15 protein-coding genes are annotated in these 15,417 nt (G+C 61.4%); 3 read left to right on the top strand and 12 right to left on the bottom strand.

What is annotated here, in order from left to right; genetic code table 11:
* Window position 1 precedes the first annotated feature (1 nt).
* The 7 genes from F8N62_RS26180 to F8N62_RS26210 form a co-directional block, all read right to left on the bottom strand.
* Window positions 2-862 (bottom strand): MurR/RpiR family transcriptional regulator, encoded by an 861-nt coding sequence (locus F8N62_RS26180; protein WP_150713383.1) that lies wholly within the window; start codon window positions 860-862, stop codon window positions 2-4.
* Between the two features lie 16 nt (window positions 863-878).
* The gene (locus tag F8N62_RS26185; RefSeq protein WP_150713384.1) at window positions 879-2,228 is read right to left on the bottom strand and encodes a GntP family permease; all 1,350 of its coding nucleotides are present in this window, start codon (window positions 2,226-2,228) and stop codon (window positions 879-881) included.
* Between the two features lie 288 nt (window positions 2,229-2,516).
* Window positions 2,517-3,962, bottom strand: a complete 1,446-nt coding sequence (locus F8N62_RS26190; RefSeq protein ID WP_150713385.1) for a SulP family inorganic anion transporter — start codon at window positions 3,960-3,962, stop codon at window positions 2,517-2,519.
* Window positions 3,963-4,162: 200 nt separating this feature from the next.
* Window positions 4,163-5,056: an NAD-dependent epimerase/dehydratase family protein gene (locus F8N62_RS26195; protein WP_150713386.1), complete on the bottom strand. Its 894-nt coding sequence runs from the start codon at window positions 5,054-5,056 to the stop codon at window positions 4,163-4,165.
* A 103-nt stretch (window positions 5,057-5,159) separates the two neighbouring features.
* Window positions 5,160-6,071, bottom strand: a complete 912-nt coding sequence (locus F8N62_RS26200) for a LysR family transcriptional regulator (RefSeq protein ID WP_150713387.1) — start codon at window positions 6,069-6,071, stop codon at window positions 5,160-5,162.
* A gap of 145 nt (window positions 6,072-6,216) precedes the next feature.
* Window positions 6,217-6,807: an NAD(P)H-dependent oxidoreductase gene (locus tag F8N62_RS26205; RefSeq protein ID WP_150713388.1), complete on the bottom strand. Its 591-nt coding sequence runs from the start codon at window positions 6,805-6,807 to the stop codon at window positions 6,217-6,219.
* A gap of 187 nt (window positions 6,808-6,994) precedes the next feature.
* Window positions 6,995-7,759: a sulfite exporter TauE/SafE family protein gene (locus F8N62_RS26210; RefSeq protein ID WP_150713389.1), complete on the bottom strand. Its 765-nt coding sequence runs from the start codon at window positions 7,757-7,759 to the stop codon at window positions 6,995-6,997.
* Between the two features lie 234 nt (window positions 7,760-7,993).
* On the opposite strand from F8N62_RS26210, the gene F8N62_RS26215 reads away from it, so the two are divergent.
* Together F8N62_RS26215 and F8N62_RS26220 are read left to right on the top strand one after the other, a co-directional pair.
* Window positions 7,994-8,878 carry a LysR substrate-binding domain-containing protein gene (locus tag F8N62_RS26215; RefSeq protein WP_150713390.1) on the top strand — a complete coding sequence of 295 codons (885 nt, stop codon included), beginning with the start codon at window positions 7,994-7,996 and terminating at the stop codon, window positions 8,876-8,878.
* A gap of 116 nt (window positions 8,879-8,994) precedes the next feature.
* Complete coding sequence (locus F8N62_RS26220) at window positions 8,995-9,339, top strand: cupin domain-containing protein (protein ID WP_008024653.1); 345 nt, start codon at window positions 8,995-8,997, stop codon at window positions 9,337-9,339.
* A gap of 138 nt (window positions 9,340-9,477) precedes the next feature.
* On the opposite strand, the gene mmsB is transcribed toward F8N62_RS26220, so the two are convergent.
* Both mmsB and F8N62_RS26230 read right to left on the bottom strand, forming a co-directional pair.
* A complete protein-coding gene (gene mmsB / locus F8N62_RS26225) occupies window positions 9,478-10,365 on the bottom strand; it encodes a 3-hydroxyisobutyrate dehydrogenase (protein ID WP_150713391.1) in 888 nt (295 codons plus the stop codon).
* Between the two features lie 10 nt (window positions 10,366-10,375).
* On the bottom strand, window positions 10,376-11,902 hold the full coding sequence (locus tag F8N62_RS26230) for a CoA-acylating methylmalonate-semialdehyde dehydrogenase (protein WP_150713392.1): 1,527 nt from the start codon (window positions 11,900-11,902) through the stop codon (window positions 10,376-10,378).
* 161 nt (window positions 11,903-12,063) lie between these two features.
* Here F8N62_RS26230 and F8N62_RS26235 point away from each other — a divergent pair, with 161 nt between their 5' ends.
* Window positions 12,064-13,011, top strand: coding sequence for a LysR family transcriptional regulator (locus F8N62_RS26235; RefSeq protein ID WP_150713393.1), 948 nt, complete (start codon window positions 12,064-12,066; stop codon window positions 13,009-13,011).
* Here F8N62_RS26235 and F8N62_RS26240 read toward each other — a convergent pair.
* The 3 genes from F8N62_RS26240 to F8N62_RS26250 are packed head-to-tail and all read right to left on the bottom strand — an operon-like array spanning window position 13,008 to window position 15,347.
* A complete protein-coding gene (locus tag F8N62_RS26240; protein ID WP_191632448.1) occupies window positions 13,008-13,460 on the bottom strand; it encodes an OmpA family protein in 453 nt (150 codons plus the stop codon). The two genes, F8N62_RS26235 and F8N62_RS26240, sit on opposite strands and share 4 nt — an antisense overlap.
* 46 nt (window positions 13,461-13,506) lie before the next feature.
* Window positions 13,507-14,775, bottom strand: a complete 1,269-nt coding sequence (locus tag F8N62_RS26245; protein ID WP_150713395.1) for a diguanylate cyclase domain-containing protein — start codon at window positions 14,773-14,775, stop codon at window positions 13,507-13,509.
* The gene (locus F8N62_RS26250; protein WP_150713396.1) at window positions 14,772-15,347 is read right to left on the bottom strand and encodes a YfiR family protein; all 576 of its coding nucleotides are present in this window, start codon (window positions 15,345-15,347) and stop codon (window positions 14,772-14,774) included. Before F8N62_RS26250 ends, F8N62_RS26245 begins: the two co-directional genes overlap by 4 nt.
* Window positions 15,348-15,417 lie beyond the last annotated feature (70 nt).

Genomic DNA, 15,417 nt, shown 5'->3' on the forward strand with positions numbered 1-15,417 from the left:
GTCAGTCTCCCAGCGGCAAGTGATCGTCGCCGCCGCGGTAGTCGTCGAGGGCGAGTTTGATCCGCCGCAGACGTTCTTGATTGTCTTCAGGATTGGCCAGCGCCAGCTCGGTGGCAAGCACATCGATGGCCAGCAGCATGCCGTAGCGGGCCGCCGTGGGTTTGTAGATGAAGGAAGTTTCGACACCTTGCAGCGGCAGCAGCACATCGGCCAGTTGCGCCAGCGGCGAGTCGGCCCGGGTGATCGCCAGAATGCGCGCGCCATAGCTGCGCGCCAGCTCGATGGCTTCGAGCAGTTCGGGGGTGATGCCGGTCAGCGAGCAAGCAATCACCACGTGTTCGGCGCCGAGGCTGGCGGCGGTGACGCGCATCATCACCGGGTCGTGGCACGCTGAAATCGGGTAGCCGAAACGCACCAGCCGCACTTGCAGTTCGTCGCTGCACAGGGTCGAGCAACCGCCCATGCCGAACGCATGGATCATCCGCGCCTTGCCGAGCAATTTCACCGCATCGGCAAAACGCGACTCGTCGAACGCCGACAAATGCTGGCGCAAGGTCGACTCGATATCACCCACGATCTGCCCGTAGAACGCCGACTGCTCGGGCGTGCCCGCCGGGTCGAGAAAGCGACTGCCGACGCCGCTGGCCTGAGCCAGTTGCAGGCGAAGATCACGCAGGTCGCGACAACCCACGGTGCGGGCAAAACGCGACAGCGTGGCGGTGCTGACTTCGGCTCTCAGCGCCAGCTCATCAAGGCTGGCGGCGGAGGCAAATCCTACGTCGTCGAGCATCAGACGTGCGATGCGTCCTTCGCCGGCGCTGAAGGAATCCTGACGGGCGCGGATCTGGTAGAGGATGTCCATGGCAGGCGGCTCCGGTTTAAATCAGGTAAGAAAGACCTACAGTCAGTGCGAAAGCGACCACCGAAATAATGGTCTCGAGCACGGTCCAGGTCTTGAAGGTCTGGGTGACGGTCATGTTGAAGTATTCCTTGATCAACCAGAAACCGCCGTCATTGACGTGGGAAAAGATAACCGACCCGGCGCCGGTCGCCAGCACCAGCAACTCCGGATGCGGATACCCCAGACCAATGGCCACCGGCGCGACAATCCCCGAGGCCGTGGTCATGGCCACCGTGGCCGAGCCGGTGGCGATCCTCATCAGCGCGGCAAACAGCCAGCCCATGATCAGCGGCGACAGGTGAAATTCATGGGCCAGGCTGACGATTTGATCGGTGACGCCGGCGTCCACCAGAATCCGGTTCAAGCCGCCACCGGCGCCGACCAGCAAGGTGATGCTGGCGGTCGGCGCCAGGCATTCGTTGGTGAACTTGAGGATCGATTCGCGGTTGAAGCCCTGGGCGATGCCCAGGGTCCAGAAGCTCAGCAGGGTCGCCAGCAGCAAGGCGATCACCGAGTTGCCGATGAACAACAGGAACTGATTGAACCCGGTGCCCGGCGTGGAAATCAGGTTGGCCCAGCCGCCGATCAGCATCAGCACCACCGGCAACAGAATGGTCGCCATGGTGATACCGAAACCCGGCAGGCGGTCGCGCGGTTCGCGGTCGAGGAACTGGCGTTCCAGCGGGTTTTCCGCCGGCAGTTGAATGCGCGGCACGATGAACTTGGCGTACAGCGGACCGGCGATGATCGCGGTTGGAATACCGATCAGAATCGCGTACAGCAAGGTCTGCCCGACCGACGCGTGATACACCTGCACCGCCAGCATCGCCGCCGGGTGCGGCGGCACCAGCGCATGTACCACCGACAGCCCGGCAACCATCGGCAAACCGACCATCAGGATCGACACGCCGACACGGCGGGCCACGGTAAACGCGATCGGCACCAGCAACACAAAACCGACTTCGAAAAACAGCGGCAGCCCGACCAGGAACGCGATGCAGACCATCGCCCAGTGCGCGTTTTTCTCGCCGAAACGGTCGATCAGGGTCCGCGCCACCTGCTCGGCGCCGCCGGACTCAGCCATCATCTTGCCGAGCATCGTGCCCAGCGCTACCACCAGCGCAATGTGCCCCAAGGTCTTGCCGACCCCGGCCTCGTAAGCGCCGACCACCCCCGACGGCGGCATGCCGGCCAGCAGCGCCAGGCCGATGGACACCAGGGTGATCACGATGAAGGGATTGAGTCGGTAACGGGCGATCAGGACGATCAGCGCAATGATGGCGATGGCGGCATACACCAGCAGCCAATAGCCGAAGGACAGGGTCATGCGGTACTCCTCGAAAGGGTCACGTCGAATGGATTGTGAAACTCTTAAAACATTTCGAGAGGTGATTTTCAAACGAGGTGAAAGTTATTTTCGTGCAGGGGTAAGGGATGTCGCGGAGAGATATGCGGGGTCGGTCTTTATGAAAACCAGGCAGGTGGATTTTCATCCGCTTCCCTGTGGGAGCGAGCCTGCTCGCGATGGACGTCAACGATAAGCTGGGATTCTGACACCCCGTGGCGTTCTCGGGTCCATCGCGAGCGAGCTCGCTCCTACAGGAATTGGCGTGCGTCAGTCGTGAGCGACCCGTGCGCGCTTGAGCAGTTTCTTACAGCGTTCAGACAAATGCAGCACACGCAAATGCTTGCCGGCCTTGGCGTAGCGCTCACGCAGGGTCTTGAGCGCGGCGATGGCCGAATAGTCGACGAAGCTCAAGTGACGACAGTCAATCGTCACCACGTCCGGGTCATTGGCCGGATCGAACTGGTTGAGAAAGGGAGCCGTCGAGGCAAAGAACAGCGTGCCATGCAGCAGATAAAGCTTGCTGCCGTCGGTTTCAAGGTGACTGTCGGCATACAACTCGCGGGCCTGTTGCCAGGCAAAGTTGAGCGCCGCGATGATGATCCCGCACAGCACGGCGGTGGCGAGGTCGGTGAAGACAGTAATCACCGTCACCGCGACGATCACCAGCACGTCGTTCAGCGGCACCTTGTTCACCACCCGCAGCGACGCCCAGGCGAAAGTTTGCTGCGACACCACGAACATCACCCCGACCAGAGCGGCCAGTGGAATGCGCTCGATCAGTGGCGACAAGAACAGGATGAACAGCAGAATCAGCACACCGGCGACCACGCCGGACAGTCGCCCACGACCACCCGAGCTGAGGTTGATCACGGTCTGCCCGATCATCGCGCAGCCGCCCATGCCACCAAACACACCGGACACCATATTGGCCGCACCCAGCGCCACGCACTCGCGGTCCGGAAAACCACGGCTCTCGGTGATTTCATCGGTGAGGTTCAGGGTCAGCAGGGTTTCCAGCAGACCGACCAAAGCCATCAGGATCGCGTAGGGCGCGATGATGCGCAGAGTGTCCAGCGTCCACGGAATGTCTGGCAATGCAAACGTCGGCAAGCCACCGGCAATGTGCGCCATGTCGCCCAATGTGCGAGTTGGCAGCCCGAGCAGATACACCGCCAGACCCACGCCAAGAATCGCCACCAGCGCCGGTGGCACGGCGCGGGTCAGGCGCGGCAGCAGGTAGACAATCGCCATCGTCAGCGCCACCAGCCCGGTCATCACATACAACGGCGTGCCGCTGAGCCAGGCGTCGCCGCTCTTGAAGTGTTCGAGTTGCGCCAGCGCAATGATGATCGCCAAGCCGTTGACGAAGCCGAGCATCACCGGGTGCGGCACCATCCGCACCAGCTTGCCCAGCTTCAGCAAGCCGAACGCGAGCATGATCAAACCGCCCAGCAACACGGTCGCGAGCAGATACTGCACCCCGTGCTGCACCACCAGCGCAACGATCACCACGGCCATCGACCCGGCCGCACCGGAGACCATGCCCGGCCGCCCGCCGAACAATGCAGTCAGGGTGCAGATGATGAATGCGCCGTAGAGCCCCATCAACGGGTTGAGATGGGCCACCAGCGCGAAGGCGATGCATTCGGGCAACAGGGCAAAGGACGTGGTGAGTCCGGCCAGGACATCGGCGCGCAGACGTTTTGGTTTCATGGGGGACCGGAGCAACTGGGAAAGAGGGGGCGGATGTTACGGAATTGAGGGCGGCCCGGCCAGTTGCCGGGACGCTCAAAAAGCAATCGCGGGCAAGCCCGCTCCCACAGGTTTAATGTCGTTCGCCAATTTAGTGACCGACAAAAATCCTGTGGGAGCGGGCTTGCCCGCGAAGAACGATGACGCGGTTTTTAGTGAACTCAAACCATCTCGTCGCGAATCCACTCAACCACCGAACTGCGCTTCGGCACCCAGCCCAGCAATTCACGCGCATGCTTGCCGCGCACCCGGCTGTTGGAACCCAAACCATAGTTGGCCATTTCATAACCCCACTCGGCTTCGGCGTCTTTGAGCGGCCAGTCTTGCGGCTCACCCAGATTCAACGCCTGAGCAATCGCCATGGTCATTTCAATGAATGACGCCTCACCGCTTTCAACAAAGTAGAACGTGCCCGGTACGTTTTTTGTCAGCGCCAGCAGGTACAGCGAGACCACGTCTTCGATGTGCACGTTGGACCAGATGTTCTGGCCGGTGCCGACATGGCGAACCACCCCGCTTTTACGCGCCTGTTTCAGCAAGCGCGGCAGTTGCACGCTGTCGCGACTGACACCCAGGCTGTGACCGTAAATCAGCGTGTTGCAGATCACGGCCGAGTTCACGCCGTCCTTCGCGGCGGCCAGGATCAGGTTATCGATGGCCACCCGCGCAGCTTTGTCGACGGTCGGTTCCGGCAGCGTGTCTTCGTAATAGAGGACGTCGCTGGATTTGCCGCCGGACGCGTCACCGACGATGCTCGAACCGCTGGTGTGCAGGAACACTTTGTTGGAACCGCGCAACGCATCAAGCAACGCCTCCACCGCGCCGCGATGGTCGCTGCTGGCGGCGTTGATCACGGCGTCGGCCGCACGGGCCTGGTCGGCGAGCAGTGCGCTATCGTCAAGCGTGCCGATCACCGGGGAAATACCCAGAGCGCTCAATTCATTGGCTTGTTCGGTGCTGCGCACCAGACCGGTGACGTTGTGGCCAGCGCGGACCAGACCGGTGGCGATGGAACCACCGATGAAACCAGCGGCGCCGGTGATGAATACGTTCATGGAGAATCTCCCTGCGTGGGTAAGTGATGCAACGAGTATCAAGCAGTCATCACCGACGAAAAATCCCCGTTGGCCCAATTCACTCTTGCGCAGGGATCACGAATCAGCCGCTGAAATCCGCATTCGCGTAAACCGTCAACTTGCTCTGGATAAAATCCAGAAAACACTGAATGCGCAGGGCCAGTTGCGAGTTGCGGTAGTACACCGCGTTGATTGGCTGGCGATAGCCGCTGTTGAAATCCGCCAGCAGCACTTTCAGGCGCCCGGCGCGGATGTCTTCGATGGTCATGAAATGCGACAGGCTGGCAATGCCCTGGCCTTCCAGCGCCAGGTGCCGGATCGTTTCACCGCTGGACGCGCTGATCGAAGCCTGGATCGGCCAGCGATCACCGTGCACGTAGCGCAGCGGCCATTGGTTGAGGCCTTCGTTGTGGGTAAAACCCAGCAGCGCGTGCCCGCTCAGTTCCTCGACCACCCTCGGCGTGCCGTACCGCTCCAGGTACGCCGGGCTGGCGACAATGTGCAGCGGGCTGCAACCCAGCGAACGGGCGTGCAACGTGGAGTCGGCCAGCGTACCGATGCGAATGGCGATATCGGTGCTCTGTTCGAGCAGGTCGATGATCAGGTCGTTGCTGTTGAGTTCCAGTTGAATGTCCGGGTAGAGCCGGCGGAATTCGTCGATGTGCGGCACGATGGCGTGCAGCATGAACGGCGCGGCGGCGTTGATGCGCAAACGCCCGGACGGGGTTTGCTGGCGTGAGGACAGGCGTTCTTCGAGCTCGTCCATTTGATCGAGAATCCGCTTGGCGTGCTCGAAGAAGTACTTGCCCTCCTCCGTCAGGTCCATGCGTCGCGTGGTGCGGTTGATCAGCGTGGTATCAAGCTTGGCCTCCAGGCGCGACAGCGTGCGGCTGACCGCTGAAGGCGTCTGCCCGACCTGTTCAGCCGCCGCCGAAATCGACCCGCATTCAATCACGCAGACGAAAATCTGCAACTCATCGGATCTGGCTTTCACGGGTGTCCTCTTTCGCGAATCGGCGTGGCATGAGTCGCCAGGATCGCAGCCTTCGGCAGCTCCTACCTGTTTTGGCGAACACCTGTAGGAGCTGCCGAAGGCTGCGATCTTTCCGGCCGTTGCGACGGATAGTAGCCGCAAACGTTTATACCGGCAGACCAAACACCTCAGTCAAATGCTGTTCATAGCGCACCACATCCGCTTCGATGTTCGGGCGTTTCATCACGTCAACGCACAGGAAGGTCGGCAGGCCGGTCATGCCGATGAATTCGTTGGCCTTGTGAAACGGGAAGTACACCGCGTCCACGCCCTTGGCTTCGAAGAAGTCGGTGGGGTCGTCGAAGGCCTGCTGCGGCGCGTTCCAGGTCAGCGACAGCATGTATTGCTTGCCCTGTACCAAACCACCGCTGCCGTACTTTTGCGAAGCATCCGAGCGGGTGCGGCCGTCGCTGGCATACAGGCTGCCATGGCCTTCGGTGAACACCTCGTCGATGTATTTCTTCACGGTCCACGGGGCGCCCATCCACCAGCCGGGCATTTGATAAATGATCACGTCGGCCCACAGAAATTTGGCGACCTCATCGGCGACGTCGTAACCCTCGTCGATGAACGTGGTTTTCACGTCAACGCCACCGCGATCCAGCACGCTCAGCGCGGCTTCGTGCAGGGTGGCGTTATAGCGGCCATCGGAGTGAGCAAACTTTTTACCGCCATTGAGCAACAGGACTTTTTTCATGGAAATCTCGCAAGGGTCAGAATCTGGATGGCGGCAGATTAACGACCGGCCTCGCGCGGAGTAAGCCATGAATACGCAAAATACATTTGATCTATACGCACGAATAGACAGTCGATTGTTGCCATAGACTTGCGTCCACTGTGCAGTTGAGGAGGTTTTTGCCTCGAGATGATCAGCCCGTCATCCGCTACCCGCTGACCAGCAAGTGGCCGCCGAGTAAACCGAGGCCGATGAAGAACACGCGTTTGAACAGCACGGCGCTGATCCGCTGGCGCAGCCACTGCCCGAGCAACATACCGAGGACCGCCGGAATCAGCGCCAGCATTGAAGCACTCAACTCGCCACCGCCCAGCGAGCCGCGCCATAACAGACCGGCGGCGAGTGCGAGGGTCGACACGGTGAACGACAGGCCCAGCGCCTGCACCAGTTCATCCTTGCTCAAACCCAGCGCTTGCAGGTACGGCACCGCTGGAATCACGAACACGCCGGTGGCGGAAGTGATGATGCCGGTCAACACGCCACATAACGGACCGAGCCAACCCTCGTTCTGCTCGCTGACGCGTAAGGTCGGCAGGAACAGCCCGCTCAGCGCGTAGATCAACAACGCCGCGCCCAAACCCCGCACCACCCAATGCCCGCCCGCCATGCCGAGCCACACCGTGCCGGCGCCGGTGCCGAGGAAGATCGCCAGTAGCATCGGCCACAGCCGTTTGGCCAGCCCGCGCAAATGCCCGCCGAATGCCAGTTGCCAGACATTGGTCACGGTCGCGGGAATGATCAGTAACGCCGCAGCCTGCGACGGCGCCATAGCCAGACCGAGCAGGCCCATGGCGATGGTCGGCAGGCCGAGGCCGATAACGCCTTTGATCATGCCGGCCAGCAGGAAGGTGGCGATGACCATCAGGGACAGGGCAAGCCCGAGGTTTTGGTAGAACGCGGCGAGTGAATTCATGGGGTCATTCTGGGGCTGGATTGGCCTGGTGAAAATCTGCCATATACTGAGGGTGCCTCTTGTTTGGCAATAGGCTGACAACTTTGTCGTTTTGACGGACGCTTCGTCGGAACGCCGCCCGGAGCCGGCTCGCTCCCACATTTGGAATGCATTCCCCTGTGGGAGCGAGCCTGCTCCGGGCGGCGTTCCGACGAAGGCGTCCGCCCAGACAACACTTACTTGAAGACTGGTGTAATGCACTTCGACCTGACCGACCTGCGCCTCTACCTGAACATCCTCGACACCGGCAACATCACCGCCGGCGCCGCGCGCAGCCATCTGTCCCTGGCGGCAGCGAGTGCACGCATCCGCGCAATGGAATCTTCGCTCGGCATCGAGTTCCTCGAGCGCGGCCGTCGCGGCGTCACGCCCACGCCTGCCGGAAAAGCCCTGGCGCGACACGCGCGGCTCCTGCTGCAACACGCCGAACGCATGCAGCAGGACCTGGCCGAGTATGCGCAAGGCGTCAAAGGTCAGGTGCGTTTGTTGTGCAACACCACGGCGATCACCGAATACCTTCCCGAGTTGCTCGCCGATTTCCTGCGCAGCCACCCCAACCTCGACATCGACCTGCAAGAACTGCCCAGCGCGCGCATCACTCATGCCTTGCGCCAAGGCGCGGCGGACTTGGGGCTGGTGTCCGACGCCGTGAACACCGATGACCTGCAGACCCGCCCGTTTCGCGACGATCCGCTGGTGCTGATCATGCCCCGCGACCATCCATTGGCCGTTGCGCCCTCGGTCAGTTTCAGCGATACCTTGCCCCACGACTACGTCGGGCTCAACGCGAACAGCGCGTTGGCGGTGCACCTTGAAGAGCAGGCGCTGCAAACCGGCTCACGCATGCAGATCCGCATCCGCGCCGACGGCTTCGACGGCGTGATGCGCATGGTCGCTCGAGGTGCCGGGCTGGCGATCGTGCCGCTGGCGGCCGTGGAGCGCTGGCCGGGCGAAAGTCCTTTCAAGAGCCTCGCCCTGCAAGAACCCTGGGCCCGGCGCAAACTGTTGCTGTGTGCCCGGGATTTTGCGGCGTTACCCGGTTATGCCAACGCCTTGCTGAACGCCTTGATGCTTCCCTGAGGGGCAGACTTCAGCTTCGCGCGCTTCTGGACACTTCGATGTCGAGTTCAGACAACTGACCGATGCAAGGGCGCTATAGGGTGCGACTTCAGTTCTCCCTCACGCCCGGAGTCATCATGTCCGCACCGATTACCGTTCTTCGCGACACTCACCCGCTGCCAGTGCTCGACGCCTGCAAATGGGAAAAACTCGAAGGCGATCCGCACACGGTCAACCTCAACGCCTACACCAGCGAAGACGGCAGCAAGATCATGGGCACCTGGATCTGCACGCCGGGCAAGTGGTATGTGGAATACGTGAAGTGGGAATACTGCGATTTCCGCGAGGGGTATTGCATCATCACCCCCGAAGGAAAGGAGCCGATCCACCTGCGTGCCGGTGATATTTTCGTCATCGAGCCGGGGATGAAAGGTACGTGGGAAGTGGTTGAGACCGTGCGCAAGTATTTTGTGTTTGCCTGAAAAAGCAAAAGATCGCAGCCTTCGGCAGCTCCTACATGGGAATGTGTACACCCGGTAGGAGCTGCCGAAGGCTGCGATCTTTTTGTGTCGCCGAATAAAAAACCGGAAACCTGCCCGACGCAGGTTCCCGGAAAAACCCTATTGGGGTTTGCGATAGCTGTTGATGATCGCCGAGAAGTCTTTACCCCCTTCCCCGCGCTGGCTCATCGCCTGATACAACTGCTGGGCCACCGCGCCAAGCACCACCGGCTGGTGTGCCTGACGTGCCGCTTCCGTGGCCAGCCCCAGGTCCTTGAGCATCAATTCCGCGCCGAATCCGCCGGTGTAACCGCGTGACGCCGGTGCCGTTTCGACAATGCCCGGCCACGGGTTGTACATTTCCGAACTCCAGCAACGCCCGGTCGAACTGTTGATGATGCCGGCCAGCACCGAGGTGTCGATGCCCAGCGCATCACCCAACGCCATGGCTTCGCTGACCCCGACCATCGAGATGGCCAGCAGCAGGTTGTTGCAGATCTTGGCGATTTGCCCGGTGCCGACTTCGCCGCAATGGACGATGTTTCGGCCCATCTGCGCCAGCACCGGTTGCAACGTGGCGAACAGTTCAGGCGTGGCGCCAACCATAAACGTCAGCGTCCCGGCCGTTGCGCCGCCCGTGCCACCCGACACCGGCGCATCGGCCATGGCCACGCCCTGTTGGGCCGCCGCTGCCGCCACATCACGCGCCGTCTGCGGATCGATGGTGCTGCAATCCACGGCCGGAACGCCTTTGGCGATTCCCGCCAGCACACCGTCTTCACCCAGCCACACACTGCGCACATGCACCGCGGCGGGCAGCATGGTGATCACCAGCTCTGCACCTTGCGCCGCTTCACGTGCGTTGGCGCTGATGCTGCCGCCCAGTTGCTCCAGCTCCGCCAGCACGGTTTTGTTCAGATCAACCAGGCGCAATGAGTGGCCGGCCTTGATCAGGTTGCGGGCCATTGGCGCGCCCATGTTGCCGAGACCGATAAACGCGATTTTCATGTCCGGCTCCTTAACGCAAGTTGATGGTGGTGTTCACACCGTCGTTGACGCTGTCGTCATCGAACCAGCGACTGGTGACAGTCTTGGTCTGAGTGTAGAACTGCACCACTTGCTTGCCATACGGGCCGAGGTCGCCGAGCTTGGAGCCACGCGAACCGGTGAAGCTGAAGAACGGGACCGGCACTGGAATCGGGATGTTGATGCCGACCTGACCGACGTCGATTTCGCTCTGGAATTTGCGGGCCGCCGCACCGGATTGGGTGAACAGGCCAGTGCCGTTGCCAAACGGGTTGGCGTTGACCAGCGCGATGGCCTCGTCCAGCGTATTCACTTCCAGCACCACCAGCACCGGGCCGAAGATTTCCTGGGTGTAGATCTGCATGTCGGTAGTCACGCCGGAGAACAGGGTCGGGCCAACAAAGTTGCCCTGCTCGTAACCCGCCACGCTGATGTCGCGACCGTCCAGTTCCAGCTTCGCGCCTTCCTTGATGCCGCTTTCGATCAGGTCAAGAATCCGCGCCTTGGCGCGCTTGGAAATCACCGGGCCGACGTCAGTGCCCGGCTCGCTGCCCGCATTGACCTTGAGTTTCTGCGCCAGCGCTTTCAGGTCCGGCAACCATTGCTTGGCCGCCCCGACCAGCACCACCACGGAAGTGGCCATGCAACGCTGACCGGCGGCACCGAAACCGGCGCCGACCAGCGCATTCAGCGCCTGTTCGCGATTGGCGTCGGGCAGCACGACGGCGTGGTTTTTCGCCCCCATCATCGACTGCACGCGCTTGCCGTGTTTGCCGGCCAGGTCGTAAACGTGCGTACCGACGGCCGTCGAACCGACGAAGGAAACGGCCTTGATATCTTTATGCGTGCAGAGCGCGTCCACCACGTCCTTGCCGCCATGAACGACGTTGAGCACGCCCGCTGGAACGCCGGCCTCGATCGCCAGTTCCACCAGCAACATGGTCGACATCGGGTCCTGTTCGGACGGCTTGAGGACGAAGGTGTTGCCGCAGGCGATGGCCATCGGGAACATCCACAGCGGAATCATCGCCGGAAAGTTGAACGGGGTAATGCCGGCGCAGACGCCGATCGGCTGACGCAGGGTGTAGGTATCAACGCCGCCCGCGACGTTCTCGGCGAACTCGCCCATTTGCAGGCTGCCGATGGAGCAAGCGTGTTCGACCACTTCCAGGCCACGGAAAATATCGCCCTCGGCATCGGCAATGGTTTTGCCCTGCTCGTTGCTGAGCACCACGGCGATGCGCTTGGAGTGTTCACGGATCAACGCCTGGAGCTTGAGCATGATGCGCATGCGCGCGCCGATTGGCGTCAGCTTCCAGGTTTGGAAGGCGCGGTGCGCGGCACTGATGGCGGCGTCGACTTCCTGCGCGGTGGCAAACGGAACTTTGGCCAGCACTTGCTGGGTCGCCGGGTTGATGATGTCGTGCCATTCGGTGGTCTGGGATTCGACCCACTTGCCGTCGATCAACAGCTTGACGTTCTGGACGGTGGTGTCGTTTGGCGTGAGCGATGCGTTCATGCTGGTCTCCTGGACTTTGTTTTTATCGAGAGAGCGATGCAGGGAGCCAAGGCGGATAGGCGCCTTGAGATGAGGCGTGTGTCGCGAAATGGTTGTCGGACTGTTTTTGGAGTATAGATGTGCAAACTTCTAATAAGAACGCACATAAAAGCCGGTCCATCATGCAAAAAAACATCACCTCTCTAGGCTCGCTCAATTGGGATGACCTCAAGTTTTTCCTTGAAGTCGCCCGCACCCGCAAGGCCAGCACCGCCGCCAAGCGTCTTGCCGTCGACTACACCACCGTGTCGCGGCGCATCAGTTCGCTGGAAGCGGCGTTGGGCACGTTGCTGTTCGAAAAATCCCGGACCAGCGGTTTCGTCCTGACCGCCGAAGGTCAGCGTTTACTGGGTTACGCCGAGTCGATCGAAAGCACGCTGCACATGGCCTGCGAACAGGTTTCCGGCTCCGGCGTGGCGTTGTCGGGGCACGTGCGCATGGGCTGCACCGAGGGTTTCGGGAGTTTTTTCATCACCCCGCAACTCAGCCATTTCGTCGACGCCTACCCGGCGATTTCGGTGGACATCCTGCCGCTGCCGCACTTCATCAGCCTGTCCAAACGCGAGGCGGACATCGTCATTGCCCTCGAACGCCCGGAGCATGGCCCGTACGTGTGCTGCAAACTCTGCGACTACAAATTGCAGCTGTACGCGACCCAGGACTATCTGGACAAACACCCACCCATCCGCCGCCCCGCAGACCTGGGCAAGCATTCATTCATCAGTTATGTCGACGATCTGGCGTTCAGCTCCGAGCTGTTGTACCTGGCGAACGTGCTGCCCGGCGCCAGCGCCAACCTGCGCAGTACCAGCGTGATCGCGCAGTTCGTGGCGGCCCAGCAAGGACGGTCGCTGGCAATCCTGCCGTGCTTTCTGGCAGCGCAGGATTCGCGATTACTGCCGGTGTTGCCGGACGAGATCAACATCACCCGGCAGTTCTGGATGTACTGCCGCGAGGACCTGAGGAAGCTCAAGCGGATCACGCTGTTGTGGGATTACATCCGGGAGGTGACTGAGCAGAATCAGGGGCTGTTGATGGGTGAAAGTCGGGAGATGCTGTTCGCCGATTAGTCGGCGCTGACGACTATCGCCACCCGGCGGTTCTCGGTTCGGCCCGCCGCCGTGTCGTTGGAGGTGACAGGCTGACTGCTGCCGAGGCCGCGTAGTTGAATGTTGTGTTCTTGCATGCCGACTGCGGTCAGCACTTTGCCGACGCTTTTAGCGCGGCGCAGGGACAATTGTTCGTTGTAAGCCTCTTTGCCCGAAGCGTCGGTGTGGCCATCGACCCGTACGCCCTCGATGCCCACACCCAGCAACGCTTTGCCAATGCGCTCGACGATTTCGGTGCTCTGCGGGTTCAGGCTTTCCACGTCACTGCCAAACAGTACTTTGCCGGACAGGCCGAACGCCCAGCCCTCGTCGGTCAATTCGAAACCTTGCTGTTTGAGCACCGCGACCTGCGCCGCGGTCAGGCCTTTTTGCGGCGCCGTCTGGCAGCCGGTCAAAGCCAGCATGGCCATGAGCAGGGTCAGCGTAAAAAATCGCAGGGTGGATGAGAACACGTTACTAGCTCCTGGTTTGAACGTCGGCGACAGGGTGCTCCGACCCGGCGGTGTGCTGCGCGCCTCTGGCGACACGCTTGGCTTGGTACATGGCCGCATCGGCAGCATTGAGCAGTGCACCCGGCGTCGCCCCATGATCAGGGTAAACGGCGATGCCGATACTGAGTGAGGTCAACACTTGGGTAGTCCCCGGCAACGCGATCGGCTCTTCCATGCTCGCGAGAATTTTGTCGGCGATTCGCTCGGCGTCTTCGGTCTTGTGCAGCGGTGTCAGCAGGATAGCGAACTCGTCGCCTCCCAGACGCGCCACCAGATCTTCTTCGCGCAGTTGCGCTCGGACCCGATTGGCCACCGCCACAAGCACCGCATCGCCGGCGGCATGACCGAAGTTATCGTTGATCTCCTTGAACCGGTCGCTGTCGAGAAACAGTACCGCGACGCGTTCGTTGAGCTTATGGGCATTGCGCAATGAACGAATCAGTCGGCCTTCGAAAAACGCGCGGTTGGGCAAACCGGTCAGGCTGTCGTGGCTGGCCTGGTGGGCGAGGGTTTCGTTTTCGCTTTGCAGGTGGGTCTGCCAGGCTTCGAGTTCATCGAGCAAGGCATTGAAGTCGTTACCCAGGTTGTCGAGCTCGGCAATGGCGGCGGGAGGCACACGTCGGTCGAACGACCGCTCACTGCGTGCGGCGTGAGCCACGGCCGCCAGGCTGCGCAGGGGACCGGTAATCCCGCGAAGTTGTCGGCGCGCCAGGTAGAGTGCCACCCAGGCACTGACGGCGGTGCATAAAACGATACCGATCAAACCGCTGAGCAAAAAACGCATCAGGCTGCCGCCGTGACCGATGAGCAAGACGCTGCCGATTTCCCGACCTTGGTGGACGATCGGCATGCTGATCGGTTTTTCCAGAAAGGTTTTGGCCAATTGCATTTCAAGCTCGGAGAACAGTCCGGTTTCCGGCCGCTGCCAACGCGCCAGCAATTTACCTTGCGGGTCCAGGACCTGGGCGTCGGCCACTTCCTCGGTGGAGGCGATCAACGCCAACGCTTCGGTGGCGGCGGCCTTGTCGTTGAACACCACCGCCGCTTCCACGGTGTAATTGATCGAGCGGGCAATCAAATGCAGGTTGTGATCGGCGTAGACCCGCAAGGCCAGCACGCCCAGCAGCGTCAGCGAGATGCTGGCCATGGCCACGCCCACCAGCGCGACCGTCAAATGTCCACGACCGATGACCGAGCGCAAGGTCGGTCGACTTCCCGGTTTGAATAATTTCATGGCGCCGCCGGCTTGCGACGCGACAGTTGCAGCACGCTGGGGTGAATGCGCACACCGCTGCGGGCGACGGAGTCGAGGTTGACCTCGAAGGACACTTGCTCATCGCTGACCCGCAGGCAAAACAGACTGCCGACGGTGCAAGGGTCGTCGCTTTCGCTGATGCTCAACACCGGGCGCCCGGTCAGCGAAGCGAACAGCCGGCCGCGCTCCTCGCTGGTCAGCTTGCCGATGTAAACCGCATCGCACTCACCGACGATGGCCGGGTTGTCAGCCAACAGGCGGCGCACGACGACAGGTCGGCCAGTGGCCTGGGTTGTGCCTTTGACCAGATCGTCGGTGTATTCGGTAGGGCCGACAATGCACAAGCGCAGTTGCGCGGGCTCGACGGGCCAACGGGCGTAACTGAGAATTCCGAGAACGACCTGCGTGACCGATTGGGCACGTTGGTCAGCGATGCCGGATGGCGTTTCCGGCTGAGCGAAAACGATGAAACTCAGCAAACAGAGAAAGCCTGCCAGAACCATTCGCTTGCAGCCAACGATGCACCCTGCCATCCAGACAGCGACCTTCATGCAGGGATTCTCTTCGATCGTAACGAAATAATGCGGCAACCATAGCACAGCGCCGATACACCCGCGAGGC

The sequence above is a fragment of the Pseudomonas fluorescens genome, from assembly GCF_902497785.1.
GTDB lineage: Bacteria > Pseudomonadota > Gammaproteobacteria > Pseudomonadales > Pseudomonadaceae > Aquipseudomonas > Aquipseudomonas fluorescens_BO.